The sequence below is a fragment of the Stenotrophomonas sp. G4 genome (assembly GCF_003428825.1).
In the GTDB taxonomy this organism is placed as follows: Bacteria; Pseudomonadota; Gammaproteobacteria; order Xanthomonadales; family Xanthomonadaceae; genus Stenotrophomonas; species Stenotrophomonas indicatrix.
Window position 1 is genome coordinate 3,403,855 of sequence record NZ_CP031741.1, and the last position, 24,236, is coordinate 3,428,090.

A 24,236-nucleotide genomic window follows, 5' to 3' on the forward strand; every position below is an offset into this window, starting at 1 on the left:
ATGCTTCATCGACTGGTTCCTTGCTCGCCGCCCTGCCCGTGTCACGCCGGCAGCTTGAAGTCGGCGACCGAACGACGCAGGTCGGCGGCCAGCTGCGCCAGGTGGCCGATCGACTCGGCGGTCTGCCCGGCACCCTGCGAGGTCTGGCCGGTGATCTGGCGGATCACGCCCATCGTGCGGGTGATGTCCGACGCCGCCGACGACTGCTGCTGGGCGGCGATGGAGATGTTCTTGATGAGGGTATTGAGCGCGTTGGACACGCGCTCGATCTCGGTCAGCGCGGTGCCGGCGTCCTCGGCCAGGCGTGCACCGGACACCACTTCGGCGGTGGTCTGTTCCATCGAGGTGACCGCTTCGTTGGTGTCGGCCTGGATGGCCTGCACCAGGTTCTCGATGCGTCGGGTCGCACCGGAGGTGCGTTCTGCCAGGCGCTGCACTTCGTCGGCCACGACCGCGAAACCACGACCGGCTTCACCGGCCGAAGCCGCCTGCACGGCCGCGTTCAATGCCAGGATGTTGGTCTGCTCGGAAATGTCGTTGATCAGTTCCACGATCGAGCCGATCTCCTGCGAGGATTCGCCCAGGCGCTTGATGCGCTTGGAGGTCTCCTGGATCTGGTCGCGGATCTGGTCCATGCCCTGGATGGTCTCGCGGACCACGCCGGCACCTTCGGCGGCGATCACCACCGAACGCTGTGCCACGTCGGCCGACTCGGCCGAGTTGCGCGATACCTGTTCGATGCTGGCGGCGATCTCGCCGATCCGGTCCGACGCCGAGGTGATCTGGTTGGCCTGGTGGCCGGCCGCTTCGGCCAGCTGCATCGCGGTGGCCTGCGTTTCCTGGGTCGACAGCGCGACCTTGGCCGAGGTGTCGTTGATGGTGGTCACCAGGTGGCGCAGTTCATCCACCGCGTAGTTGATGGCGTCCGCGATCGCGCCGGTCATGTCCTCGGTCACCGAGGCCTTCACCGTCAGGTCGCCCTCACCGAGCGAGGAGATTTCATCCAGCAGCCGCATGATCGCCTGCTGGTTGCGGCTGTTGAACTCCACCTGGGTCTGGTAGCGCAGTTCCTGCTCGCGCGAGCGGCTGCGCACGTTGGTGGAGACGAAACCGATGATCGCGATCAGCGACAGCGCACCGGACACCACGCCGATCCAGAAATTCGGGAACAGGCGGGTGTCGGACACCGAACCGAACGAGGAGAAGGCTTCGAACAGCTTGCGGCTGTCGGTCAGCATCTTCGCCGAACCCTGGCCCAGTGCGGAGGCAGCGGACTGCGCCGCGAACAGCTGGCGCGAGCTGGCCAGGATCGCGTCGGCGTCCTGCTTCATCGCCTGCCACTTCTGCTGCGACTGCTCCAGCGCAGCGACGGCGGCAGCGCCGCGCACGGCGGTGATGCCCAGATCCTCGTTGCCATTGCGCAGCGCATCGAGCACCTGCGAGAACACGGTGATGTCGCGGGCCAGCGCGTCACCGGCAGCGGCCGCAGCCGTGCCGCCGGCGCGGATTTCAGTCACGCGACGCGCCATCGAGCCGGCCACCACCACCTGCTGCAGGGCACTGTAGACCTGCGACGACGGCGCGCCGGAGGCGGACATCGCGCGCACCAGCTCGTTCAACTGGGCCTGCAGGCCCGGCACCGCACCGGAGAAGTTGTTGGCGTTGCCGGCCAGGGCCAGTACCGCCGGTTCACTGGCCACCAGCTGGCCTGCCTGCTTGCCCAGCGGCGCCCAGGTGTCGGCCAGCGTCGAGATCGCACCGGACACGCCGGGCTCGTTGCCGTAGCGCCCCTGCAGGGTCGACACATTCTGCTCGATCGCGTTGCGGGTGGCCTTGAAGGCGGTGAAGGCCTGCGCGTTGCCGCCGACCGCGTCACGGCCCTGGTTGGCCAGCTGCTGCGACAGCACCTGCAGGTCCGCGGCCTTGGAACCGGCATCGGCCAGGCGGCTGCCCTGCCAAGTGGACACGCCGGTGTTTACACCGAACAGGATCATCGACAGCGCCAGCAGCGCCAGCCAGAGGTTGCTGCCGCCCAGCCGCAGCTTGCCTGACTTGGTGGCATCCGAAGCAGTACTCATCGTTCAACCTCGATTTTCAATGCAGGGGGCGATGCCCGGCCTCAGGCCGCGGCTTGCCGGAATTCAGGGGTACGCGACAGCAGCGAGAGCGAGAACACGCCCCAATCGTTGCCATCGGCATGGAAAGCGCGATCGACGAAGTGGCCGTAGCGTCCCTCGGCCAGTGAACCGGCCTCGATCTGCTGGGTCAGCTCGAAGCTGCGCTGGCCGAACAGTTCATCGATGGTCAGGGCGACGTCGCCACCGGCCTGGCGCATGATCAGCACGCGCTGGCCTTCCTGCTGGACGGTGCGCGCCCCTTCCAGGAAGTACTTCAGGTCGACCACCGGGAACAGGTTGCCGCGCAGGTTGCCCACGCCCAGCAGCCACGGCTGCGCGCATGGCACCGGGGTCACCGGCGGCATCGGCACGATCTCCACCACTTCGCGGAAATCGGACACCAGCCGACGCTGGCCAACACGGTAGCCGACGCCACGCCACAGGTCCTGGGCGAACTGCCGCCCGGGCAGCTGCACCGCGTGGGCCAGGCTGCGCCGTTCGTAGGCTTCAAGAATGTCGAAGGGCGAGCGCATCAGGCCACCAGCTCGTTGATCCGGGCGATGAGTTCTTCCTCGCGCGGCGGCTTGACGATGTAGTCGGCGGCGCCCTGGCGCAGCCCCCAGGCCTTGTCGGTTTCCATCGCTTTGGTGCTGACGATGATGACCGGGATGTGCTTGATCGCCGCGTCGCGGGCCATTGCCCGGGTCGCCTGGAAACCGCTCATGCCCGGCAGCACCACGTCCATCAGCACCAGATGCGGCACCTGGTCGCGGACCAGCTGCAGGCCTTCTTCGGCGTTGTCCGCTTCCAGCACCTCATGGCCGGCACGGCGCAGCCATTGGGTGAACACCGCGCGGTCGGTCGGTGAATCCTCGATCAGGACGATACGAGCCATTGTGCCTTTCCCCCCTGGTCAGGCGTTGACGTATGTGCGGATGGCACCCAGCAGTTCTTCGCGCGTGAATGGCTTGGTCAGGTATTGCTCCGAGCCGACGATGCGCCCCCGCGCCTTGTCGAACAGACCATCCTTGGATGACAGCATGATCACCGGGGTCGCCTTGAACAGCTGGTTGCCCTTGATCAGTGCGCAGGTCTGGTAGCCATCCAGGCGCGGCATCATGATGTCGACGAAGATGATCTGCGGCTGCTGGTCGGCAATCTTGGCCAGGGCCTCGAAACCGTCCGTCGCGGTCACTACTTCGCAGCCTTCGCGCTTCAGCAGTGTTTCCGCAGTCCTGCGGATGGTCTTCGAGTCATCGATGACCATCACCCGGAGTCCTGCGAGCTCCCCGCCCGCAGTCGTGTTTTCAGTCATTGCCATTCCCCAAGCGCACGGCCCAATCTTTGGCGGGAGCCGCTGCGAAAGCGTATCTATATCGCACTTCCCGCGCCCGCTTCAAGGGCGGTCCGTGGCGCGGGGCGTGGCGCCGGGCTGAACGTGACCGGATTGGCAATCACTGCGCAGCCCGGCAAGGGACGCTGCGTTGCACATCGCCGGGGAGGCGCACGGCCGGCGTTGCCGCTACCATCAACGCCTTGCCTGACAGGTGCACCCATGCCGTTGAACGTCATCGTGGTGATGGACCCCATCGCCCACATCAAGATCGCCAAGGACACCACCTTCGCCATGCTGCTGGAAGCCCAGCGCCGCGGCCATGCCCTGCACTACGTGCGCCCGGGCGGGCTGGCGCTGGAAGGCGGGGTGGCCGTGGCCTGGACCGCCCCCCTGCAGGTGCGCGACGACCCGGCCGGCTGGTACGAGCTGGGCGCATTCAGCCGGACCGAATTCGGTCCCGGCCAGATCGTGCTGATGCGCAAGGACCCGCCGGTCGACGCCGAGTATGTCTACGACACCCAGGTGCTGGATGTCGCTGCCGCCGCCGGTGCGTGCGTGGTCAACAACCCGCAGGGCCTGCGCGACTACAACGAGAAGCTGGCCGCGCTGCTGTTCCCGCAGTGCTGCCCACCGACCCTGGTCAGCCGCGACGCCAAGTCACTGAAGGCCTTCGCGCTGGAACACGGCCAGGCGGTACTGAAGCCGCTGGATGGCATGGGCGGGCGCTCGATCTTCCGCAGCGGACAGGGCGACCCCAACCTGAACGTGATCCTGGAAACGCTGACCGACGGCGGCCGCAAGCTCGCCCTGGCCCAGAAGTTCATTCCCGACATCACTGCCGGCGACAAGCGCATCCTGCTGGTCGATGGCGAGCCGGTTGATTACTGCCTGGCGCGCATTCCGCAGGGCGATGAGTTCCGCGGCAACCTGGCCGCCGGTGGCCGTGGCGAAGGCCGTCCGCTGAGCGAACGCGACCGCTGGATCGCCGCCCAGGTCGGCCCGGAAATGAAGCGTCGCGGCATGCGTTTCGTCGGCCTGGACGTCATCGGCGACTACCTGACCGAGGTCAACGTGACCAGCCCGACCTGCGTGCGCGAGCTGGACGCGCAGTACGGCCTGAACATCGCCGGCACCCTGTTCGACGCGATCGAGGCCGATCTGCGCTGATGGATGCCGCACCTGCCGTCCTCGCCCCGCCACCGCGTGAAGCGCAGCGGCTGGGCGCCACCATCGCCCTGTCGGTGCTGGTGCACGCCCTGCTGATCCTCGGGGTCGGCTTTGCCGTGAAAGGCGACGCGCCGCTGGTGCCGACCCTGGAAGTGATCTTCAGCCAGACCCGCACCGCGCTGACCCCGAAGCAGGCCGATTTCCTGGCTGCCGCCAGCCAGGAAGGCGGTGGCGAACACGATCGTGCGCAGCGCCCCCGCGACAACCAGGCCGGCATCGTGCCGCAGGCCCAGGCCGGTATCAGTCCGGTACCCCAGCAGCAGCAGTCGGCTGCACCGGTGCCGCCACCGCAGGCGCGGGTGGTCAGCAGCCGCAATGGCCAGGACACCGTGGCCGTGGTACAGGCGCGCCCTACCCCGCTGCAACCAACACCGGATGCACCGATGACCGCGCGCGAACAGCGCGATGCTGAAATGGCGCGGCTGGCGGCGGAAGTGCACCTGCGTTCGGCGCAGTACGCCAAGCGCCCGAACCGGAAATTCGTTTCGGCCAGCACGCGCGAATACGCCTACGCCAATTACCTGCGTGCGTGGGTGGACCGCGCCGAGCAGGTCGGCAACCTGAACTACCCCGACGAAGCGCGGCAGCGCCGGCTGGGGGGACAGGTAGTGATCAGCGTGGGGGTACGCCGCGACGGCAGCGTGGAAAGCAGCCGGGTGTTGAAGTCCAGCGGCACGCCGCTGCTGGACGAGGCCGCGCTGCGGGTGATCCAGCTGGCGCAACCGTTCCCGCCGTTGCCCGACAGCGAAGACCAGATCGACATCCTGCAGGTCACGCGCACGTGGGTGTTCCTGCCTGGCGGCGAACTGCGCGACGACCGGTGAGGTTTTCGCCCGGGCCTGCGGCCCGGGACCCGCTGGAAGCAACAGCAACGACAACTGCAACGTCAAGATCAAGAGCGGCGGTTGGGCTGTTCGGTTTGGCGGGCGGTGTGGGCTTGCAGGACACGCCGTAAACCCATCCATGGGGCTCGATGGCGCCATCCATGGCGCCAACGGTCCTGCAAGCCCACACCGCCCCACCCCTGACCGATCGCGGCGCATCTTTGCTGTTGGTAGCTGTCGACCTTGGTCGACACGATGCATCCACGCCATGCCTGCACGGTAGATCCACGCGATGCGTGGATGCGAGCGAAGCGACCGGCTTTTGAATTTGATTTTTTTTTGATTTTCCGTGGCGAACGCGCACGGAAACTGTCCGTGGCCGGGCGGGTGGGCTGCGCAGGGGCGTAAGCGCCATGGATGGCGCGCCCGAGACTACATGGACGTATTCACGGCGTGCCCTGCGCATCCCACCCGCCCGGCCAACCCACGGCTTGTGCTTTCAGCGACCCACCACCCGCCACGAGGGGCTCAGCCGTTGGCCTTCGCCTTGGCATCCCGCGCCGCCTGCTGCTCGACCAGCGTCAGCGCCACGTTGTCCCGCAGGTACGCCGGCTCGACCTTCTCCGGCGCAATGCCTTCGCCGCGTGCGAACGCCGGTACCGCCAGTGCCAGCACATCCGCTGCACGTGGCAGCGCCGTTGCATCGAAGCGGCGCAGGCCAGCACCCAGCTGCGCGACCAGCGCGCCCTCGGCCGCGGCAAACCCGGTGCCGACGCCGTAGACGGACGCAGCTTCCGGCAACGACACCGCCGCCGGCACGCACACGCGCTCGGCATCCCGCGCCACCGGCAGTCCATCCACGCGCTCGAAGCGTGCCACGTACAACTCGCCCATCCGCGCATCGATCGCCGACAGGATCTGCTTCTCTTCCACCGGCGCGCGCAGCGCCAGCACCTGCAGCGTCGACACCGGCAGCAACGGCCGATCCAGCGCCAGCGCGATGCCCTGCGCCAACGCGATCGCCAGGCGCACACCGGTGAACGCACCGGGACCACGGCTGAGCGCGATACCGTCCAGCTGGCGGCGGCTGATGCCGGCCTCGGCCAGCAGCTCCTCCGCCCACGGCAGGCTCAGTTCGGCATGCCGGCGGGGGGCGATCTCGAAGCGTTCCCGTACCTGCCCATCGACATGCAGGGCTACGGAACAGGCTTCGGTGGCGGTTTCAAAGGCGAGCAGTTTCATCGGATCGGGTCAGAACAGGGGGAACGTGGCGCCGGGAGCCGGCTCCGGCCCCGCCACGGCGGCGGTCGGGGCAGCGGCATCCGCCACGGGCGCCCATTGTGGCGCAAAGAAGGCCTGCACATCGGCCAGGGCCCGGGTTCGCCGGAACGGCGGCAGCGACTGCAGGAAGACCTTGCCATAACCCCGGTTGAGCAGGCGCGGGTCGCACAGCACCAGCACGCCACGGTCGGTCTCGCTGCGGATCAGGCGGCCAACGCCCTGCTTCAGGGCAATCACCGCCTGCGGCAACTGCTCGTCGCGGAAGGGATTGCCGCCCTGGGTGCGTATGGCATCCAGCCGCGCTTCGTACACCGGATCATCGGGCGTGGCGAAGGGCAGCTTGTCGATCACCACCACGCTCAATGCCTCGCCGACCACATCCACGCCCTCGCGGAAGCTGGCCGAGCCCAGCAGCACGCCATTGCCGGATTCGCGGAAACGCTGCAGCAGGGTCGCGCGCGGCGCTTCGCCCTGCACGAACAGCGGCCAGGGCCCATCACGCAGCGCCTCGGCCGCCTCGCGCAGCGCACGATGCGAAGCAAACAACAGGAATGCCCTGCCCTGCGACGCCTGCAGCACCGGACGCAGCACCTGGATCAGCGCGGTTCCGAAACCGCGCGCAGCCGGATCCGGCAGGCCTTCAGGCAAATAGCACAGTGCCTGCTCGGGCCAGTTGAACGGGCTGGGCTGCACCAGCGTCTGCGGATCATCCAGGCCCAGGCGCGTGGCGATGTGCTCGAAGCCACCGCCAACGGTCAGCGTGGCGGAAGTGAAGATCCATGCGGCATGGCTGCGCTCGCGATGTTCGCGCAGCGGCGCGGACACATCCATCGGCGTGCGCTGGCAGCGGAAACCGCGCGCGGTCAATTCATACCAGAGCACGTCAGCAGCGGTAGCGGTCGCTTCTGCCGGATCGGCATCGAAGTCGAGCGCGGGTTCTTCATCCCCCAGCCAACGGCCCAGCCGCGAAATCGCCTCACGTGCGCGCGCATGGCAGGCATCGAGGCCAGCAGCGGCTTCGCGCAGCGGTTGCAATGCCTGCTCCAGCACCACCAGGCTGGACATCACCGCATCGAAACCCTCGCGTACCTGCGGCATTGCCAGTGCGCGCCATTGGGTGCCACGCGCGGGCAGCCCCTCCATCGCAGCACGCAGTGCAGACAATGCCTGCTGCAGATGATCGACCGGTTCCTGCAGTGCAGACTGTGCGCCACCCACGCCGCGCGCTTCAACAAGGCAGTCACGGCCCAGTTCCTGCCAGGGGCGCATGCCGAAGCCTTCGCCGAAGAACTGCGCGGCCAGTTCGGGCAGCTGATGGGCCTCGTCGATGACGAAGGCCTGCGCACCGGGCAGCAGTTCACCGAAGCCCTCCTGCTTCAGTGCCAGGTCGGCCAGCAGCAGGTGGTGGTTGACCACGACCAGGTCGGCGGCCTGGGCACGCTGGCGGGCCCGCACGACGAAGCAGTCATCCCAGAACGGACACTCGTTGCCCAGGCAGTTGTCGACGGTGGAGGTGACCATCGGCAGCAGCGGCGAGTCGTCGGCCAGGCCATCGAGTTCGGCGATATCGCCCGATTCCGAGCGGCCGGACCAGGCCAGGATGCGCTGGAACTGTGCCGCCTGTTCGGGGCTGGAAAAGCGCGGTTCACCGCGTGCCTGCTGCAGGCGGTAGCGGCACAGGTAGTTGCTGCGCCCCTTCAGCAGCGCGCTGCGCACGCCGACGCCCAGCGCCTGGCGCACGCGTGGCAGGTCACGGTGGTAGAGCTGGTCCTGCAGCGCACGGGTACCGGTGGAAATGATGGTGCGCATTCCGGACAGCAGCACCGGCACCAGGTAGGCAAAGGTCTTGCCGGTGCCGGTACCGGCTTCGGCGAGCAGCAGGTCGCGCTGCTGCATCGACGCGGCAATGGCCTCGGTCAGGCGCAGCTGCGCAGGACGCGGGACGAACGCATCCAGATGGGAGGCGAGCGCGCCGCCTTCGCTGAGGGCTTCGCGGCTGGCATGGACAAGGTCGGACATCAGAGGGAAAGGATACCCGGCCGGGCGCTGCCCGGCACCCGTTTCAAGCCGGGGCACAAGCAACGGCAACAGCGCTGTTCATGGCTCTGGGTTGTACTGGGGACTGGCGGGGGACTGTGGGGTTGCGGGGACGCCGTAAACCCGTCCTTGGGGCTTGGCCGCGGCATCCATGCCGCGGACACCCCGCAACCCCACAGTCCCCCGCCTTCGACAGTTTCCTGGTGACGGAGGGACGCGCTGCGTAGGGTCGAGCTTGCTCGACTGGCAGTTCAGAAGCAGTGGGAGTAACCGGGAAAGAAGAAAAGAAATGGCAGCGAGCGCGCGCAGCGCGCGACCCGCTTTTGATTTTGATTTTGTTCTTGCCTGCGGCCCACGCGATGTATGGCGGGCCGGGAGGGTGGGGCGTGCAGGACCGTTGGCGCCATGGATGGCGCCATCGAGCCCCCATGGATGGGTTTACGGCGTGTCCTGCACGCCCCACCCACCCGGCCCATCACCCGCATCCATCAGTGCGCGCGCGCCGCAGAGGGGGCTGCGCCCGATGGAGTGGAATACCTCAGTACCGCTTGATCCCCGGCACCGTGCAGCCTTCAATCTGCGCGTGCGCGGACACCGCATTCTCCTTCTCGCCCCGCGCCAGGCGGGCCTGCTCGATCGTCGCCCAGTGCCGGCGGCACAACGGCCCCGTCTTCGAGCCAAGATCCACAGCCTTGCGTGCGAATGTTTCCGCCTCCGCCCACTGGCCCTGCAGCAGCGCCAGTTCCGCGCGTTCCTGCAATACCGACGGATCACCGGCCACGATCTGCAACGCCTGGTCCAGACTGCCGGCCGCGCCAGCCAGATCATTGGCCTTGCGCTGGCTCAGCGCTGTCTGCCGCAGATCCTCAACCTGGGAATCGCGCAGTGGCTGCACCGACAGTTCCTTGTCATCCGGGCCGGCTGCGGCTTCCACGGCTGCCAGCCGCTGTGCGGGCGTGGTGGTGTCCACCGGCTTGACCACCTGCGGCGCGCTGCTCACGCAGGCCGCCAGGGCCAGGCTGAGACCACTCAGGACCAAGGGCTGGAACAGCGAACGGATAGTCATCGGCATCATCGGCTTGGAGGAGGAGTCGGTGCAGCAGGTGCTGCGGCAGGTTCAGCGGCGGGTTCGGGCTTACGGTCAAGGCCGAACCAGCTGCGCCAGCCGCCGCCCTCGCCTTCCGCACTCTCCTGAGCGTCCGGCGAGGCCGCCGGTGCGCACGGTTCATACGCAGGCGCATAGCCCACCACGAACGGGAAGCGGCGTGCGCCCGGGCACCCTTCATCGGTGCTGTTGGTACCGGTGGCCGCAACCGGCTGCCAGTCCAGGCCCTTGTTGCTCACCTTCAACGGCGCCGTCGGCAGGCGCTGGAAGATGCCCGACCACACCCGCATCGCGCCGGTGGCGCCGTACAGGCCGGCCTGCTCGTTCTGGTCGTTGCCCATCCAGATCACCGCCAGGTGATCGCCGGTGTAACCGGCATACCAGCTGTCGCGGCCATCGTTGGTGGTGCCGGTCTTGCCGGCCGGCTGCAGGCGGCCCAGGCCATCGGCGTTCAAACGCTGCGCGGTACCACTGGCCACCACCTGCTGCAGGCCGATGCTGATCAGGTTGGCGGCGATCGAGTCACCTTCCTGTGCCGGTGCGGGGGTCTTGTCGTAGCGCTTGAGCAGCTTGCCCTGCGGATCAAGGACGCCGCGCACCGCGTGCAGCGGCTGGATCTCGCCGCCCGATGCCAGGAACTGGTACAGCTGCGCCATCGCGTACGGGCTCTGGTCGGTCGAGCCGAGGATCACCGCCGGATTCGCCTCGGCCTTGATGCCGGCCAGCACGTGGATCAGCTGGGTCACCCGTTCCGGGCCGACCTGCATGCCCACCCGTACCGTCGCCTGGTTGTAGGAGTGGGCCAGTGCGTCGATCAGGCGCACGGTGCCGTGGCTGCGGTTGTCCGCATTGCCGGGGTTCCAGTTGCGGCCGCGGCCGAGCTGCACCGTCACCGGTGAATCGTCGACCCAGGTGGCCAGCGAATAGCGGTCCGGCTGCGCCAGTGCCAGCAGGTACACGAACGGCTTGAGCAGTGAACCGACCGGTCGCTGCGCCTCGATGGCGCGGTTGAAACCGACCTCGGACACGTCGCGGCTGCCGATCACCGCCACCACGTCACCGTTGTGCACGTCGGTCATCACCAGGCCGGCCTGCAGCTCGGGGCGACGCTTGCTTTCCAGCGACTTGATGGTGCGCGTGACCGCACCTTCGGCATAAGCCTGCGCGGACGGCGACATGCCGCTCATCACGCTCAGGCCAGCGCCCTGCAGAGCGGATTCCGGATAGTCGTGGGCAAGCTGGCGACGCACCAGGTCAACGTAGGCCGGGAAGCGGTTGGCCGCCACCAGGCCCGGGGTCTTGGGCACGCCCAGCGGCGCCTTCAACGCACGCTGGTACTCGGCATCGTCGATCAGGGTCGCCTCGTGCAGTTTGCCCAGCACGAAGTTGCGACGGTCCAGCGCGCGCTCGGGATTGCGCCGCGGGTCGTAGTAGGACGGCCCCTTGACCAGGCCGATCAGCAGCGCGATCTGCTCGGTTTCCAGCGAGGACAGATCGCGGCCGAACCAGAACTCCGCACCGGAGGACATGCCGTGGATCGCCTGGCTGCCGCGCTGGCCCAGATACACCTGGTTGAGGTACGCCTCGAAGATGGTGCGCTTGTCATAGCGCGCTTCCATGATCAGCGCGTACAGCACCTCGTTGAACTTGCGGGTGACGGTCTGTTCCTTGCCGATTCCCAGCAGGCCGCTGCGGGCCAGCTGCTGGGTCAGGGTGGAAGCGCCCTGGCGGCTCTGCCCACCGGAGCGGACAGTCACCCAGACCGCGCGCGCGATACCGGACAGATCGATGCCGTGATGGCGGTTGAAGTCCTTGTCCTCGACCGCCTGCAGGCCAGTGACCAACAGGTCGGGCGCCTCGTTCATGCGGATCAGGCGGCGCTCTTCCTGCTTCTGCCCATACAGCGTGGCGATGCGCGCAGGATCCATGCGGGCCGCCTTCAGCGCCTTGCGGCTGTCGGCGTCCCGCAACGATGCGATGCTGCCGCCGGACAGCGACAGCTCGACCCGGCGCGCAGCAACGTGTCCGTCGACATCGTTGTAGCCGCGGCTGGAGATGACGAAGCGCCCGCCCTGCACCGCATAGGTTGCCGGATCCTTGCCCTGGCCATCATCGCGATAGGCCGAGGCGGCCAGCTCGGTCTTCAGGGTGGCCGCATCCATCGCCTTGCCGGGCATCAGCACCAGCGGGCGTGCATAGACGCGCGTCGGGATCTGCCAGCGCAGTTCACCGAAGCGTTGCGTCACCTGCTGGTTCAGGTACAGCGTATAGGGGATCAGGAAACCCAATCCCAACGCGACCGCCGCCATGCTCCAGGTGATCAGCCGGCGGCGCCAGAGCGGACCGGCGTCCTGCTGGTCGTCGTCGTCGAAATCGTCGATATCGTCTGAATCGTAGCGTCGGGGCACGGGAATGCGACAATGTAGGGTCTGGCGAGTCTACCCCAGCCGCTGCGGCAGGCGAATTCTCCCGGCCCCCCTGCTTAAGCTGGAGTTGCAACCGGATGGCGATGTCCCTGGCCGAAATCCGCTACCTGATCAATCGCCTGACCGGCCTGGCCCGCCGCAGCCTGGCCAGCCTGCGTACCCGCGGCTGGCGGGCCACCTGGCAGCGGATCCGGGTGCACGCCCAGCGCGCGGTGCCGGCACCGCGCAAGCCGCTGTACCTGCCACCGGCACAACCGTTCGCTCCCTTTGCGGTGCCCACCAGCGATACCCCGGACGTCAGCATCGTCATTCCGGTCTACAACCACGTCGACCATACCCTGGCCTGCCTGCACGCCCTGGCCGCGCACCCGCCGTCGGTGGCCTGCGAAATCCTGGTGGTGGACGACGGCAGCAGCGACGCAACGGTGCAGTGGATGCCGCAGATCAGTGGCCTGCGCTACGAAGTGCGCGAGCACAACGGTGGTTTCATCGAGGCCTGCAACGATGGCGTGTCGCGCACGCGCGGCCGCCATGTGGTGCTGCTCAACAACGATACCGTGCCGCAGCCGGGCTGGCTGGAAGCATTGCTGGACACCTTTGCGACCGTCGCCGATGCCGGCCTGGTCGGCAGCCAGCTGCTGTACCCCGACGGCCGCCTGCAGGAATCGGGCGGGGTGATCTTCAGCGATGGCAGCGGCTGGAGCTACGGCCGTTTCGAAGCCGCCGATGATCCACGCTTTGCCAGCCTGCGCGACGTCGATTACTGCTCCGGCGCCGCGCTGATGCTGCCACGTGCCCTGTGGCAGCAGCTGGGCGGCTTCGACACCCGCTACAAGCCCGCCTACTACGAAGACACCGACCTGGCCTTCCGCGTGCGTGCGCAGGGCCTGCGGGTGCTGGTGCAACCGGCCAGCCGGGTGATCCACGATGAAGGCACCAGCAACGGCACCGATACCGGCAGCGGTGTGAAGGCCTACCAGGTACGCAACCAGGGAATTTTCGCAGCCAGATGGGCCGCTGAACTGCCCTCCCATCCGAAGGTCGGCGACGTGCCCTCGCCGGCGCTGCTGCTGCGCGGCCGCCGTCAGGTGCTGATCCTCGATGAGGAGGTACCGCGCCCGGAGCGTGACTCCGGCTCGCTGCGCCAGGTCAACCTGATCCGCCTGCTGCTGCAGGGCGGCGCCCACGTGGTGTTCGTGCCCACCCGGCGCGAACACGGCGGTGTGGCGACCGAAGCCCTGCAGCGGATGGGCGTGGAAGTCTGGTATGCGCCCTTCCTGGACGGTGTCGCAGGCTGGCTGCGCAGCCACGGCCCCCGTTTCAACGTGGTGATGATGGTGCGCCATCATGTCGCCAACGAATGCCTGCCGCTGCTTGAACGCTATGCACCGCAGGCGCGCACCGTGTTCGACACCGTCGACCTGCACTACCTGCGCGAGCGCCGGGGTGCGGAAGTGGCCGGCGATGCTGGCCTGCTGCGCAACGCCGAACGCACCCGCGCCAGCGAACTGGCAGTGATGGACCAGTGCGACATCACCGTGCTGGTCAGCGCCGCCGAGCGCGAACAGCTGCAGGCCGATGCGCCCCAGGTCCGGGTGGAACTGATTTCCAACCTGCATGAAGTCGCCGGCACCGGCGCGCCGTTCGCACAGCGCCACGACCTGGTGTTCGTCGGCGGCTTCCGCCATCCGCCGAACCTGGACGCGATGGAGTGGTTCATCGGCGACGTGTTCCCGCACATCCGCGCAGCACTGCCGCAGGTGCGCCTGCATTGCATCGGTGCCGGCGCACCGGACACGCTGCTTGCCCTGGCTGCTACCCAGCCGGGCGTGGTGATGCATGGCTTCGTCGAAGACATCGTTCCGTACATGGATGGTGCCCGCATCGCCATCGCGCCGCTGCGTTTCGGCGCCGGCGTGAAGGGCAAGATCAACCTGAGCATGGCTCATGGCCAGCCCGTGGTCGGAACCACCTGCGCGGTGGAAGGCATGCACCTGCGCGCCGGCCAGGATGTACTGGTGGCCGACGATGCAACCGGCTTTGCCGATGCGGTGGTCCGCCTGTACCAGGACCCTGTGCTGTGGCAGCAGCTGGCAGCCGCCGGCCTGGCCAACGTGGCCGAGCATTTCTCGCTGGATGCCGCATCGGCAACCGTGCAGCGGGTGTTCTTCGACTAGTCGATGTGGCCGCCTGCGTGCCGCAGGCGGTCCTCGAACGCGGCAAGCTCGGCCAGATCCGGCTGCAACCGCCGCACCTGCTCCACGGCCGAGGCGGCAAATTCCACATCACCGCGACCCAGCCGTTCGCTGCCGATCGCCAGCCAGCGTTGTGCCAGGCGGGCACGCGCATCGGGCAAGCCTGTGGCGGTCGGCGCCAGGGTCTGCCAGGCCTGCAGGCAGGCGCCCGCAGCCTGCACCCGGTTCTGCCGCAGGTTGTCATCAAAACAGGACCGGCTGGCGGGCAGCAGACGCGCTGCCGCTGCCTTGACCCGGCTGTCGCGCGGCGCCAGTGCCTGCGCTTCGCGCAGCGCATCAAAGGCGCTGTGACCGGGAGGGCTGATCCACTGTCCGGCGCGCTCGGCGCGGTCGATCTGGCGCAACCGATCACGCAGCTGGCGCTCACGCTGGGCCGCGCTGATGCCAGGCTGCTGCAATGACTGCCGCGCCTGCCGCGCACGCTGCAGGCGCTGTGCCAGCTGCTGCTGCGCTGCCTGCGAGGCACCCAGCTCCGCGGCCAGCGCGGCGTCCTTGTCGGCCGCCTCGAACTGGAAGTCGTCGGCCCGCTTCTGGCTGCGCGCCAGCAACGCCTGCACGACCTGCTCGCGCCCACGCAATGCCGTGGGATCGTCGGCGGTGACCGCCAGCACGGCCTGGAAGCTATCGGCAGCCGTCTCGAGCTGCTGCCGTTTGAGCGCACGCTGCCCCTGCTGCAGGCGCTGGTCGATGGCACGGGCCAGCGCTTCCTGGCTGGCAGGAAGTTCGGAATGACCTGGATCGAACTGGCGTGCACGCTGCAGGATCGCTGCCGCCGTGGCCAGTTCGCCGCGCCCCGCCTGTGCACGCGCCTGCTGCAGCAGATCGCTCAATGCATCCTCGCGCCCCTCCAGTGCAGGCAGGTTGTCCGGCTGCAGTGCCAGCACGCGCTGGAACAACGGCAGCGCGCTGCTGTCGCCGTCATCCAGCCGCCCCGCTGCAAAGGCATTGCGGGCCTGCGCAAGCAATGCACCGATGCCAGCACCGGCGCGACGACGCGCCTGCAGCTGCTGGGCCACCGCATCTGCCTCGGCACGCGGCACCTGCAGCTCACGCGCCAACGCCAGCGCCTGCGCGCAGCCGTCCAGGTCACCCGCCCGCAGCCGCTCGCGTGAGTGCTGCAGCGCTGCCGCACCGGTGCGGGCCAGGCCCTGTCGTGCCTGCGGACGGTCGCCATCCAGGGCCAGTACCGCCTGATAGCGTTCTCGCGCACCGCTGCCGTCGGCCGCGGTCAGGCGTCCTTCGCTCAGTGCGCGATCGCCCTCGGCCAGCAGCTGTTCTATCTGTGGCTCATCCCAGAACCAGTCCGCCAGCGGTTTGCGCACCAGTACCAGCAGCACGAACACGGCTGCGGCAGCCAGCAGTGCCCAACGCCACACCCGTTGTGCGTGGCGCGCCTGCAGCCACCACCAGCGGCTTTCACGGCGAACGCGATCCAGCGCCGGATGTGCGGCGCCGTGTGAGCGATGCGGGGGCTCGCGTTCCATGCGTGCAGGGTAGCCGGGGCAGCGTGAAGCTCAGCCCAGACGACGCGCCTCGCTCACGCCCGGCAACGCATCGAGCTTGCCCAGCAGATTCGACAACTGGCCGTAGTCGCTGACCTTCAACCGCAGGCGCAGATGCGCGCGGCCACTGTTGCGGACGTTGTCGCTGTGGATGTCCAGCACGTAGGCGTCTTCCTGTGCGATCAGATTGGTGATGTCCTTCAGCAGCCAGCGGCGGTCGACCGCGTCGACCACCACGTCCACTTCATAGCCACCGCCGGCCTGGCCCCATTCCACCGGCAGGATCCGCTGCGGGCTGGTCGCAGCCAGCCGTGCCAATGCCACGCAGTCTGCACGATGTACCGTGACACCACGGCTACGGGTCAGGTAGCCGACGATCGGTTCACCCGCCACCGGCTGGCAGCAGCGCGCCAGCTGCACCAGCAGGTTGCCCACGCCCTGTACGGTGAACTTGGACTTGCCCAGGTTCTCGCGGCGCGCGGTCGGCCGCGGCAAGGCCGACGTCGGCGCCGGCTGGCTGGCCGCACGCTCGGCCTCCAGCAGCGAACGGCTGACCTGATTGGGGCCGGTATCGCCCAGGGCAACCTGGATGTACAGGTCGTCGACGCTGTCGGCGTGGAACTTCTTCGCCGCCGCAGACAGGTCCGAATGCTGCAGGCCCAGCCGCTTCAGTTCGCGCTCCAGCAGCTCGCGCCCCGCCTGCACGTTGCGCGCACGGTCCAGCTTGTGGAACCAGCTGCGGACCTTCTCGCGCGAGCGGTTGCTGGCCAGGAAGCCGTTGGCCGGCATCAGCCAGTCGCGGCGCGGGTCGGCCTCCTTGCCGGTGAGGATCTCGACGCGATCCCCGCTGCGCAGGCGGTAGGTCAACGGCACGATGCGGCCGTTGACCTTGGCCCCACGGCAGCGGTGTCCGACCATGGTGTGCACCTGGTAGGCAAAATCCAGCGGTGTTGCGCCCTGCGGCAGGTCCAGCACCTCGTCCTTCGGGGTCAGCGCGTAGACACGGTCTTCGGTCAGCTCGGCATCAAGCGCCCCGGCCAGTTCATTGCCCTGCCCGTCCTGCGCCTGCTCCAGCAGCTGCCGCATCCAGGTGATCTTGCGATCGAACGACTTCTCCGCGCCCTTGCCGCCTTCCTTGTACTTCCAGTGCGCGGCCACGCCCAGCTCGGCCTGCGCGTGCATGTCGTGGGTGCGGATCTGCACTTCGATGGTGCGCCCTTCCGGGCCAACCACCGCCGTGTGCAGCGAGCGGTAATCGTTGGCCTTGGGCCGGGCGATGTAATCGTCGAACTCGCTCGGCACCGGCGCCCACAGCGCATGCACCACGCCGAGCGCGGCGTAGCAGGCAGCCACGTCGTCGACCATCACCCGTACCGCACGGATGTCATACAGCTGGTCGAAAGCCAGGCGCTTCTTCTGCATCTTCCGCCAGATGCTGTAGATGTGCTTGGGCCGGCCGCTGACCTCGGCGCGGATGCCCTGCACGCCCAGTTCGCGCGACAGCACCTTCTTCACGTTCTCGACGTAGCGTTCGCGGGCGATGCGGGTTTCGTCGACCTCACGCGCGATGCGCCGGTAGGTTTCCGGCTCCAGGTGGCGGAAGGCCAGGTCTTCCAGTTCCCACTTCAGCTGCCAGATGCCGAGCCGGTTGGCCAGCGGCGCATGGATGTCGCGGGTCAACTGGGCCAGCGCGCGGCGCTGCTCCTCATCGAGCTTGTCGGCCGCGCGCATGCGCGCCAGTTGCCGGGCCAGCAGGATCGGTACCACCCGCAGGTCGCGGATGATCGCCAGCAGCAACCGGCGCAGGCCTTCGCTGTTGCGGCCCGCCTCGCGCCCGGCATGCAGGGCCCACACGGGATCGGCCGCATCCTGTCCATCAAGCAGGCCGATCACCGCCGCTTTGTGGCTGCCCAGCGGCAGTGCGTCGAGATGGACGCGCAGGCCCGGCAGATCAAAGAGCAGGGCCGCCACCACGGCGCCCTCGTCTGCCGAGAGCATCGCCAGCGCGTCCAGGGTATCGCCCAGCACCGACCAGCTGGCACGCATCTGCGGGTCGCAGTCCGGCGCTTCCCAATGCCCGCGCAGGGCCTGGCGCAGCGGAGCCGGCAGCACGGCTGCCGAGGGGCGGTTCAACAAGGCATCCAGGCCGGGGACGGAAGCGCGGTTCACAGCATCGAGCAGGCAAGACAGAAGCCCCTACACTAGCGCCGCAGCCGTTCAGGAACAATCGCCGCGGCCAGCATCGCCGGGAATGTGGACATGCCGCTACACTCGCCGACATCCACCGGAGAGTTCCGCCATGCCTTCGATCACCCTGCCTTTCCGCCCTCGCCTGCTGGCCTGTGCCGCCGTGCTGCTGTCCCTGTCGACGCCTGCGCTGGCCCAGCGCGTGGTGCAGGGTGACCTGCAGCAGCAGATGTCACCGGCCGAATTCAAGGCCGCTGGCCTGGACAAGCTCAATGCCGCCGAGCTGGCCACGCTGAACCGCTGGCTGCAGGGCAAGGTTGAAGCCGCCACCACCGAGGCCGTCGCTGCGGTGCGCGAAGAAGCGCGCGAGGAAGGCCGCCAGGAAGTGATCGTGAAGAACCGCGGGTTCTTCGACTTCGGCAGCAACGAGCCGATCAGCGGCGTGCTGCAGGGCGAGTTCCGCGGTTTCGGCAAGGGCCGGATCTACGTGCTGGACAATGGCCAGCAGTGGGAACAGACCGATGCCACCTCGATTTCCGGCGTACGCAAGCAGTCGCCGAAGGTCAGCATCAGCCCCGGAGTGATGGGCGTGTGGTACCTGAAGGTCGAAGGCGTGAACACCCAGCCCAAGGTGCGCCGCACCAAGTAACGGCGCTGCAAGGCGGTCGCGCCGATTTCTCGCTCGGCAGAAACCCGCCGTGCGATGACCCGCTGTAGATCCACGCCATGCGTGGATGCCATTCCGCTTGACCCCGCCGGCGAGTGCCCGGCGGGGCCAGCCCAAGGATTACGAGGCCTGGCGCAGTGCGGTCACCCGCTGTGCCAGTTTCTTCGCCGAAACGCCGGTGCGTGCGCCCAGCTCCTGGGCGAACAACGAAACCCTCAGCTCCTCCAGATCCCAGCGCAAGGCCTGCCACTGCGGCCGCTCGCGCAGGCCCTGCTGCTCGCCCACCTGCAATGCCTCCAGGAACGGGTGCAGTTCCAGCATGCGCGCCTGGTCACGCGGGGGATCGCGCTTGGCGCGTTCGGTGCGCAGGATCATCGCTTTCAGGTAGCGCGGGTACTGCGCCAGGGCATCGGCCGGCGTGTCGCGCAGGAAGCCGGGATGGATCAGCCCAACCAGCTGCGCTTCCATGTCATCCAGATTGCCGCGCGCCCAGCCCATCAACGGCGCCTCCAGCATCGGCTTCAACTCGGCCACCAGGGCAAGGATCGACTCGGCCAGCTTCAACCGCTGCATGGCCTCGCCGAACAGCGTTTTTGCGGCGTGCTCGCGACGCTGCTCGAATGCCGCCGCATCGCGGATATCGCCCAGGCCGTCGGCCAGCACGGCATTCAGCGCTGCATCGACCAGATCGCCACGCAGGCGTTCCTGGGTTTCGATCGAGGCGTACAGCAGCCCGGTCTTCGCCGCCACCGGCAACTGCTTGCGTGCCTGCTTGATCTTCTCGCCCAGGCCGATCTCCAGCAGTCGACGCACGCCCAGCGGGTGTGCTTCCTCGGCCTGTTGGCGATCAGCAAAGATGCGCAGTGCAACGCTGTCACCCTCATCCTTCAGCGCGGGATAGGCCGGCACGCCGGCCTCGCCTGGTACCTGCAGCGGAATCGGCGAGGCCGGGAACGTGCGCAGGCCATCGGCCGCCATCTCGCGCCCGGCTCGTGCGGCGAACGCATCGCCGGCACGGCCGCCGAACTTCGCACGCAGCACATCGAGGTCGCGCGAGGTTGCCAGCACCTTGCCCTGCTCATCGCGCAGGCGCAGGTTCATGTGCAGGTGCGGCTCGATTGAACCGGGCTCGAAATCGGTAGCGGCCACGGTTGCCCCGGTTGCACGGGACAGGAAGCGCGCCAGCTCGCCGGTGATCGCATCGGCGCTGGGCTGCGGGAAAGCCTCGTAGAACGCGCGCGCGAAATCCGGTGCCGGCACGTAGTTGCGCCGCATCGCCTTGGGCAGGCTGCGGATCAAGGCCGCCGCCTTGTCGGCAACGAAACCCGGTGCCAGCCACCCCAACTGCACTGCATCCAGTGCATTGAGCAGATGCAGCGGCACGTCCAGGGTCACGCCGTCATCGTCGGCCCCGGGTTCGAAGCGGTAGTGCAGCGGCAACCGCGCCTGGCCCAACGCCAGGTACTTCGGGTAGCGCTCCTGCTCGCTGCCTTCGCCCGGCAGCAGATCCATCAACGACCAGTGCAGGCCCTTGCGCTGTTCCGGCGGCAGCGCCTTCCACCACGCATCCAGCCCGGACGCGGAGTGGATCTGCGGCGGCACCCGGTCCAGGTACCAGCGTGCCTGCCAGTCCTCGTCGGCAACGATGCCGGCACGGCGCAGCTTGGCTTCTTCCTCGCGCGCCTGCTCCAGCACCTTCTGGTTGTCGGCCACGAAGCTGGCGCGGGTGTTGATCTCACCGGTCACCAGTGCCTGGCGCACGAAGATGTCATGCGCCTCGCCGGCGTTGATGCGGCCGTAATGCACCGGTTTTTTCGGTGCCAGCACCAGCCCGAACAGGCTGATCTGCTCGGAGGCCAGCACCTGGCCCTGCGCACGCGACCAGTGCGGGTCGAAGTGCTTGCGCAGCAGCAGGTGCGGCAGTTCGGCAATCACCCAGTCCGGCTCGATCGCCGCCAGGGTCATGCCCCACACCTTCTGCGTATCCAGCAGGTTGGCGGCCAGCAGCCACGGTGGCGGCCGCTTGGACAGCGTCGAACCGGGGAACGGCAGGAAACGGCGTTGGCGCGGCGCCTGGAAATCACCCTTCTCGCTGCGATGGCCGATCTGCGTGGGCAGGCCCGCCACCAACGCCCGATGCAGGGTCTGGTAAGCCGTGGCGCGAACGCGTTCGCTGTAACCACCGCCGTCGGGCGCCTGGTCCTTCTGCGCACGGGCGGCGACCGGCGCGGGCGCCGTTTCGGCCTTGCCCTCGCGGGCCAGGCGCGCGGCACGGTGCAGCTGGCCACGGGTCGCCTTCACCGCAGCAGCATCATCGCGCGCCGGAGCCGGCGCACTGCTGCCGGCCAGCAGCGGGGCCATCGATGCCTCGTTGGCCTCTTCCTTCCAGCCCAGTTCCTCGCACAGCAGGCGCAGCTGCCGATGCAGCTCGCGCCATTCGCGCATGCGCAGGAAGCCGAGGAAGTGGCGGCCGCACCAGTCGCGCAGCTTGGACTGGGTCAGATCCTCATGGGACTGGCGATAGGCGTCCCACAGGCGCAGCACACCGACGAACTCGGAGCGGCCATCGGCGAACTGCGCGTGTGCGTTGTCGGCGGCGCCACGCGCCTCGGGCGGCCGCTCGCGCGGATCCTGGATGCCCAGGAACGAGGCGATCACCAGCATCGGTCGCAGGCAGCCTGCCGCCTGCGCCGCCACCAGCATCCGCGCCAGTTTCACGTCCACCGGCAGGCGCGCCATCTGCTTGCCGATCGCGGTCAGGTGGCGCTCGCTGTCGATCGCCCCCAGCTCGGTCAGATGCTGCCAACCATCGGCGACGGCCCGCTCATCCGGCGCCTCAAGGAACGGGAAGTCCTCGATGCGGCCCAGGCCAAGCTGCAGCATGCGCAGGATCACCCCGGCCAGGCTGGAACGACGGATTTCCGGATCGGTGAACTCCGCCCGCGCCTGGAAATCGGCCTCGGCATACAGGCGATAGCAGATGCCCTCGGCCACGCGGCCACAGCGGCCCTTGCGCTGGTTGGCACTGGCCTGCGAGATCGGCTCGATGTGCAGCCGGTCCAGCTTGTTGCGCGGGCTGTAACGCTTGACGCGGGCGAAACCGGGGTCGACCACATAACGGATGCGCGGCACCGTCAACGAGGTCTCGGCCACGTTGGTGGCCAGCACGATGCGCCGGTTCGGGCCGGGGTTGAACACCCGGTCCTGGTCCTGGTTGGACAGCCGCGCGTACAGCGGCAGCACTTCGGTATTGCGGTACTTGCGCCGCTCCAGTGACTGGTGTGCATCGCGGATCTCACGCTCGCCCGGCAGGAAGATCAGCACGTCGCCACGGGAATCCAGGCGGGTGATTTCGTCGATGGCCGCAACGATCGCATCGTTGACCGTGCGTTCGCCCTGGTCTTCGCCCTCGCCTTCCAGCGCGCGATAGCGCACCTCGACCGGATAGGTACGGCCTTCGACGCTGATCACCGGCGCGTTGTCGAAATGCTGGGCGAAGCGCTCGGTGTCGATGGTCGCCGACGTGACGATCAGCTTCAGGTCCGGGCGCTTGCGCAGCAGCTGCTTGAGATAGCCAAGCAGGAAGTCGATGTTGAGGCTGCGTTCGTGCGCTTCGTCGACGATGATCGTGTCGTAGTTCGACAGCCAGCGATCACTGGCGATCTCGGCCAGCAGGATGCCGTCGGTCATGAACTTGATGCGGGTGTCTTCGCCGACCTTGTCGTTGAAGCGCACCTGGTAGCCCACCAGCTGGCCCAGTTCGCTCTGCAGTTCCTGCGCGACACGGCTGGCCACCGCACGTGCGGCGATCCGGCGCGGCTGCGTGCAGCCGATCATGCCGGCCTGGCCACGGCCGGCGGCCAGGCACAGTTTCGGTAGCTGCGTGGTCTTGCCCGAGCCGGTTTCACCGGCGATCACCACCACCTGATGGTCGCGGATCAACTGGGTGATGGTCTCGGCTTCACGCGCAATCGGCAGCTGTGGGTCCAGAGTAATGGCCGGCTGTTGTTGCGCCCGCGCCTGCCGGCGCTGCACCGAAACCTGCAAGGCCTGCTCGAAACTGGCGGCCAACGCCGCATCCTGTGGCTTGGCCTGGCAACGCGAGAGCATTCCCAGCAATCGTCCACGGTCGCGGCTCATGGCGCCGTCGATGGCGGCACGCTGTTGGCGCTGGCGGGACTGCGGCATTTTGTCGATAGCGTTCATCAATCGGTTCGTTTAAAACTTTGAATGCGACCAGTCATCACGACTGATTTATTGTGAAGGCCAACGATTCCACAAGGAGGAACCCCATGGCGAAGACCAAGAGCACGACCAAGCCCAAGACCGGCAAGCAGAAGCTTGCGGCTTCCGCGCCGTCGGCCCCCAACATCGATATCGGGATCACCCAGGGCGACCGCAAGAAGATCGCCGACGGATTGGCGCGGTTCCAGGCCGATGCGTTCACGCTTTATCTGAAGACCCACAACTTCCACTGGAATGTCACCGGGTCGATGTTCAACTCGCTGCACACCATGTTCGAGACGCAGTACACCGAGCAGTGGGCGGCACTGGACGATGTGGCCGAGCGCATCCGCGCACTGGGCTTCAATGCCCCGGGCTCCTACCGGGAATTTGCTGCGCTGACCTCGATCGTCGAGGAGCCGGGCCTGACTGACAGTGCGGACTGGCGTGAAATGGTACGCCAGTTGGTGGTCGCCAACGAAGCGGTATGCCGTACGGCACGTGAAGTGCTGGATGTGGCTGCCAAGGGCGACGATGCTCCGACCGAGGATCTGATGACCCAGCGCCTGCAGACCCACGAGAAATACGCGTGGATGCTGCGCTCGCTGCTCCAGTAAGGGTTTTGGGTGGTTCGGCAGGGCTGCGCCCTGCACCTGCAGAGGCTTTGAAGCCAAGGCCAGAGCCAGAGCAAAAGCTGGCTTCCTGTGGGTAGGCGGGGTGGGTCCGGTGGCAGGGGACGCCGTAAACCCGTCCATGGGGGCTTGGCCGCGGCATCCATGCCGCGGACACCCCTGCCACCGCCCCCCCCCCGCCTTCGACAGTCTTCCGCAATCTGTCGGGCCAACTCTTAAAGCTTGGGGTCGGATCCGTTTTCCGCAGGAAAACGGATCCGACCCCATTTTATTTGTCGATATCTGACAGATTTCATCCACGCATGGCGTGGATCTACCAACCGTCACCGGAAATCTGTCGGGGCGGGGCGGGGCGGTGTGGGCTTGCAGGACCGTTGGCGCCATGGATGGCGCCATCGAGCCCCATGGACGGGTTT

16 protein-coding genes are annotated in these 24,236 nt (G+C 67.7%); 5 read left to right on the forward strand and 11 right to left on the reverse strand.

Features of this window, described 5'->3' with window-relative positions; all coding sequences use genetic code 11:
- Positions 1-41 precede the first annotated feature (41 nt).
- From D0Y85_RS15680 to pilG, 4 genes are read right to left on the reverse strand one after another with little or no spacing between them, the layout of a single operon-like run.
- Positions 42-2,078 carry a methyl-accepting chemotaxis protein gene (locus D0Y85_RS15680; RefSeq protein WP_025877752.1) on the reverse strand — a complete coding sequence of 679 codons (2,037 nt, stop codon included), beginning with the start codon at positions 2,076-2,078 and terminating at the stop codon, positions 42-44.
- A gap of 41 nt (positions 2,079-2,119) precedes the next feature.
- Positions 2,120-2,650: a chemotaxis protein CheW gene (locus D0Y85_RS15685; RefSeq protein ID WP_093818702.1), complete on the reverse strand. Its 531-nt coding sequence runs from the start codon at positions 2,648-2,650 to the stop codon at positions 2,120-2,122.
- Positions 2,650-3,012 carry a response regulator gene (locus tag D0Y85_RS15690; protein ID WP_117311113.1) on the reverse strand — a complete coding sequence of 121 codons (363 nt, stop codon included), beginning with the start codon at positions 3,010-3,012 and terminating at the stop codon, positions 2,650-2,652. The genes D0Y85_RS15685 and D0Y85_RS15690 overlap by 1 nt, the downstream gene beginning before the upstream one ends.
- 18 nt (positions 3,013-3,030) lie before the next feature.
- Positions 3,031-3,432, reverse strand: coding sequence for a twitching motility response regulator PilG (gene pilG, locus D0Y85_RS15695; protein WP_005418455.1), 402 nt, complete (start codon positions 3,430-3,432; stop codon positions 3,031-3,033).
- Positions 3,433-3,672: 240 nt separating this feature from the next.
- Between pilG and gshB the strand changes: the two genes are divergently transcribed.
- On the forward strand, positions 3,673-4,620 hold the full coding sequence (gshB, locus tag D0Y85_RS15700; protein WP_117311115.1) for a glutathione synthase: 948 nt from the start codon (positions 3,673-3,675) through the stop codon (positions 4,618-4,620).
- Positions 4,620-5,504, forward strand: coding sequence for an energy transducer TonB (locus tag D0Y85_RS15705; RefSeq protein WP_117311117.1), 885 nt, complete (start codon positions 4,620-4,622; stop codon positions 5,502-5,504). The genes gshB and D0Y85_RS15705 overlap by 1 nt, the downstream gene beginning before the upstream one ends.
- A 528-nt stretch (positions 5,505-6,032) precedes the next feature.
- Here D0Y85_RS15705 and tsaB read toward each other — a convergent pair.
- From tsaB to mrcB, 4 genes are all read right to left on the reverse strand, one after another.
- Positions 6,033-6,746 carry a tRNA (adenosine(37)-N6)-threonylcarbamoyltransferase complex dimerization subunit type 1 TsaB gene (gene tsaB / locus D0Y85_RS15710; protein ID WP_117311119.1) on the reverse strand — a complete coding sequence of 238 codons (714 nt, stop codon included), beginning with the start codon at positions 6,744-6,746 and terminating at the stop codon, positions 6,033-6,035.
- A gap of 9 nt (positions 6,747-6,755) precedes the next feature.
- The gene (locus D0Y85_RS15715; protein WP_117311122.1) at positions 6,756-8,804 is read right to left on the reverse strand and encodes an ATP-dependent DNA helicase; all 2,049 of its coding nucleotides are present in this window, start codon (positions 8,802-8,804) and stop codon (positions 6,756-6,758) included.
- Positions 8,805-9,360: 556 nt separating this feature from the next.
- Entirely contained in the window at positions 9,361-9,897 is a 537-nt protein-coding gene (locus D0Y85_RS15720; protein ID WP_080278370.1) for a hypothetical protein, read from the reverse strand.
- The gene (gene mrcB, locus D0Y85_RS15725) at positions 9,894-12,335 is read right to left on the reverse strand and encodes a penicillin-binding protein 1B (protein ID WP_117311123.1); all 2,442 of its coding nucleotides are present in this window, start codon (positions 12,333-12,335) and stop codon (positions 9,894-9,896) included. Before mrcB ends, D0Y85_RS15720 begins: the two co-directional genes overlap by 4 nt.
- A gap of 95 nt (positions 12,336-12,430) precedes the next feature.
- Between mrcB and D0Y85_RS15730 the strand changes: the two genes are divergently transcribed.
- Entirely contained in the window at positions 12,431-14,530 is a 2,100-nt protein-coding gene (locus tag D0Y85_RS15730; RefSeq protein ID WP_117311125.1) for a glycosyltransferase, read from the forward strand.
- Here D0Y85_RS15730 and D0Y85_RS15735 read toward each other — a convergent pair.
- Together D0Y85_RS15735 and D0Y85_RS15740 are read right to left on the reverse strand one after the other, a co-directional pair.
- On the reverse strand, positions 14,527-16,092 hold the full coding sequence (locus tag D0Y85_RS15735; protein WP_117311127.1) for a hypothetical protein: 1,566 nt from the start codon (positions 16,090-16,092) through the stop codon (positions 14,527-14,529). The two genes, D0Y85_RS15730 and D0Y85_RS15735, sit on opposite strands and share 4 nt — an antisense overlap.
- Positions 16,093-16,122: 30 nt before the next feature.
- A complete protein-coding gene (locus D0Y85_RS15740; RefSeq protein WP_099843383.1) occupies positions 16,123-18,279 on the reverse strand; it encodes a bifunctional (p)ppGpp synthetase/guanosine-3',5'-bis(diphosphate) 3'-pyrophosphohydrolase in 2,157 nt (718 codons plus the stop codon).
- 130 nt (positions 18,280-18,409) lie between these two features.
- Between D0Y85_RS15740 and D0Y85_RS15745 the strand changes: the two genes are divergently transcribed.
- Positions 18,410-18,946 carry a hypothetical protein gene (locus tag D0Y85_RS15745; RefSeq protein ID WP_025879372.1) on the forward strand — a complete coding sequence of 179 codons (537 nt, stop codon included), beginning with the start codon at positions 18,410-18,412 and terminating at the stop codon, positions 18,944-18,946.
- A 138-nt stretch (positions 18,947-19,084) separates the two neighbouring features.
- On the opposite strand, the gene hrpA is transcribed toward D0Y85_RS15745, so the two are convergent.
- Entirely contained in the window at positions 19,085-23,170 is a 4,086-nt protein-coding gene (gene hrpA, locus D0Y85_RS15750; protein ID WP_105164531.1) for an ATP-dependent RNA helicase HrpA, read from the reverse strand.
- Positions 23,171-23,256: 86 nt separating this feature from the next.
- On the opposite strand from hrpA, the gene D0Y85_RS15755 reads away from it, so the two are divergent.
- Positions 23,257-23,805, forward strand: a complete 549-nt coding sequence (locus D0Y85_RS15755; protein ID WP_088100980.1) for a Dps family protein — start codon at positions 23,257-23,259, stop codon at positions 23,803-23,805.
- Positions 23,806-24,236 lie beyond the last annotated feature (431 nt).

What these genes read in the sequence shown, in the direction of transcription:
- D0Y85_RS15680 (WP_025877752.1), bottom strand. Translation starts at nt 2,078, where the DNA reads ATGAGTACTGCTTCGGATGCCACCAAGTCAGGCAAGCTGCGGCTGGGC.
- D0Y85_RS15685 (WP_093818702.1), bottom strand. Translation starts at nt 2,650, where the DNA reads ATGCGCTCGCCCTTCGACATTCTTGAAGCCTACGAACGGCGCAGCCTG.
- D0Y85_RS15690 (WP_117311113.1), bottom strand. Translation starts at nt 3,012, where the DNA reads ATGGCTCGTATCGTCCTGATCGAGGATTCACCGACCGACCGCGCGGTG.
- pilG (WP_005418455.1), bottom strand. Translation starts at nt 3,432, where the DNA reads ATGACTGAAAACACGACTGCGGGCGGGGAGCTCGCAGGACTCCGGGTG.
- gshB (WP_117311115.1), top strand. Translation starts at nt 3,673, where the DNA reads ATGCCGTTGAACGTCATCGTGGTGATGGACCCCATCGCCCACATCAAG.
- D0Y85_RS15705 (WP_117311117.1), top strand. Translation starts at nt 4,620, where the DNA reads ATGGATGCCGCACCTGCCGTCCTCGCCCCGCCACCGCGTGAAGCGCAG.
- tsaB (WP_117311119.1), bottom strand. Translation starts at nt 6,746, where the DNA reads ATGAAACTGCTCGCCTTTGAAACCGCCACCGAAGCCTGTTCCGTAGCC.
- D0Y85_RS15715 (WP_117311122.1), bottom strand. Translation starts at nt 8,804, where the DNA reads ATGTCCGACCTTGTCCATGCCAGCCGCGAAGCCCTCAGCGAAGGCGGC.
- D0Y85_RS15720 (WP_080278370.1), bottom strand. Translation starts at nt 9,897, where the DNA reads ATGATGCCGATGACTATCCGTTCGCTGTTCCAGCCCTTGGTCCTGAGT.
- D0Y85_RS15730 (WP_117311125.1), top strand. Translation starts at nt 12,431, where the DNA reads ATGGCGATGTCCCTGGCCGAAATCCGCTACCTGATCAATCGCCTGACC.
- D0Y85_RS15735 (WP_117311127.1), bottom strand. Translation starts at nt 16,092, where the DNA reads ATGGAACGCGAGCCCCCGCATCGCTCACACGGCGCCGCACATCCGGCG.
- D0Y85_RS15745 (WP_025879372.1), top strand. Translation starts at nt 18,410, where the DNA reads ATGCCTTCGATCACCCTGCCTTTCCGCCCTCGCCTGCTGGCCTGTGCC.
- hrpA (WP_105164531.1), bottom strand. Translation starts at nt 23,170, where the DNA reads ATGAACGCTATCGACAAAATGCCGCAGTCCCGCCAGCGCCAACAGCGT.
- D0Y85_RS15755 (WP_088100980.1), top strand. Translation starts at nt 23,257, where the DNA reads ATGGCGAAGACCAAGAGCACGACCAAGCCCAAGACCGGCAAGCAGAAG.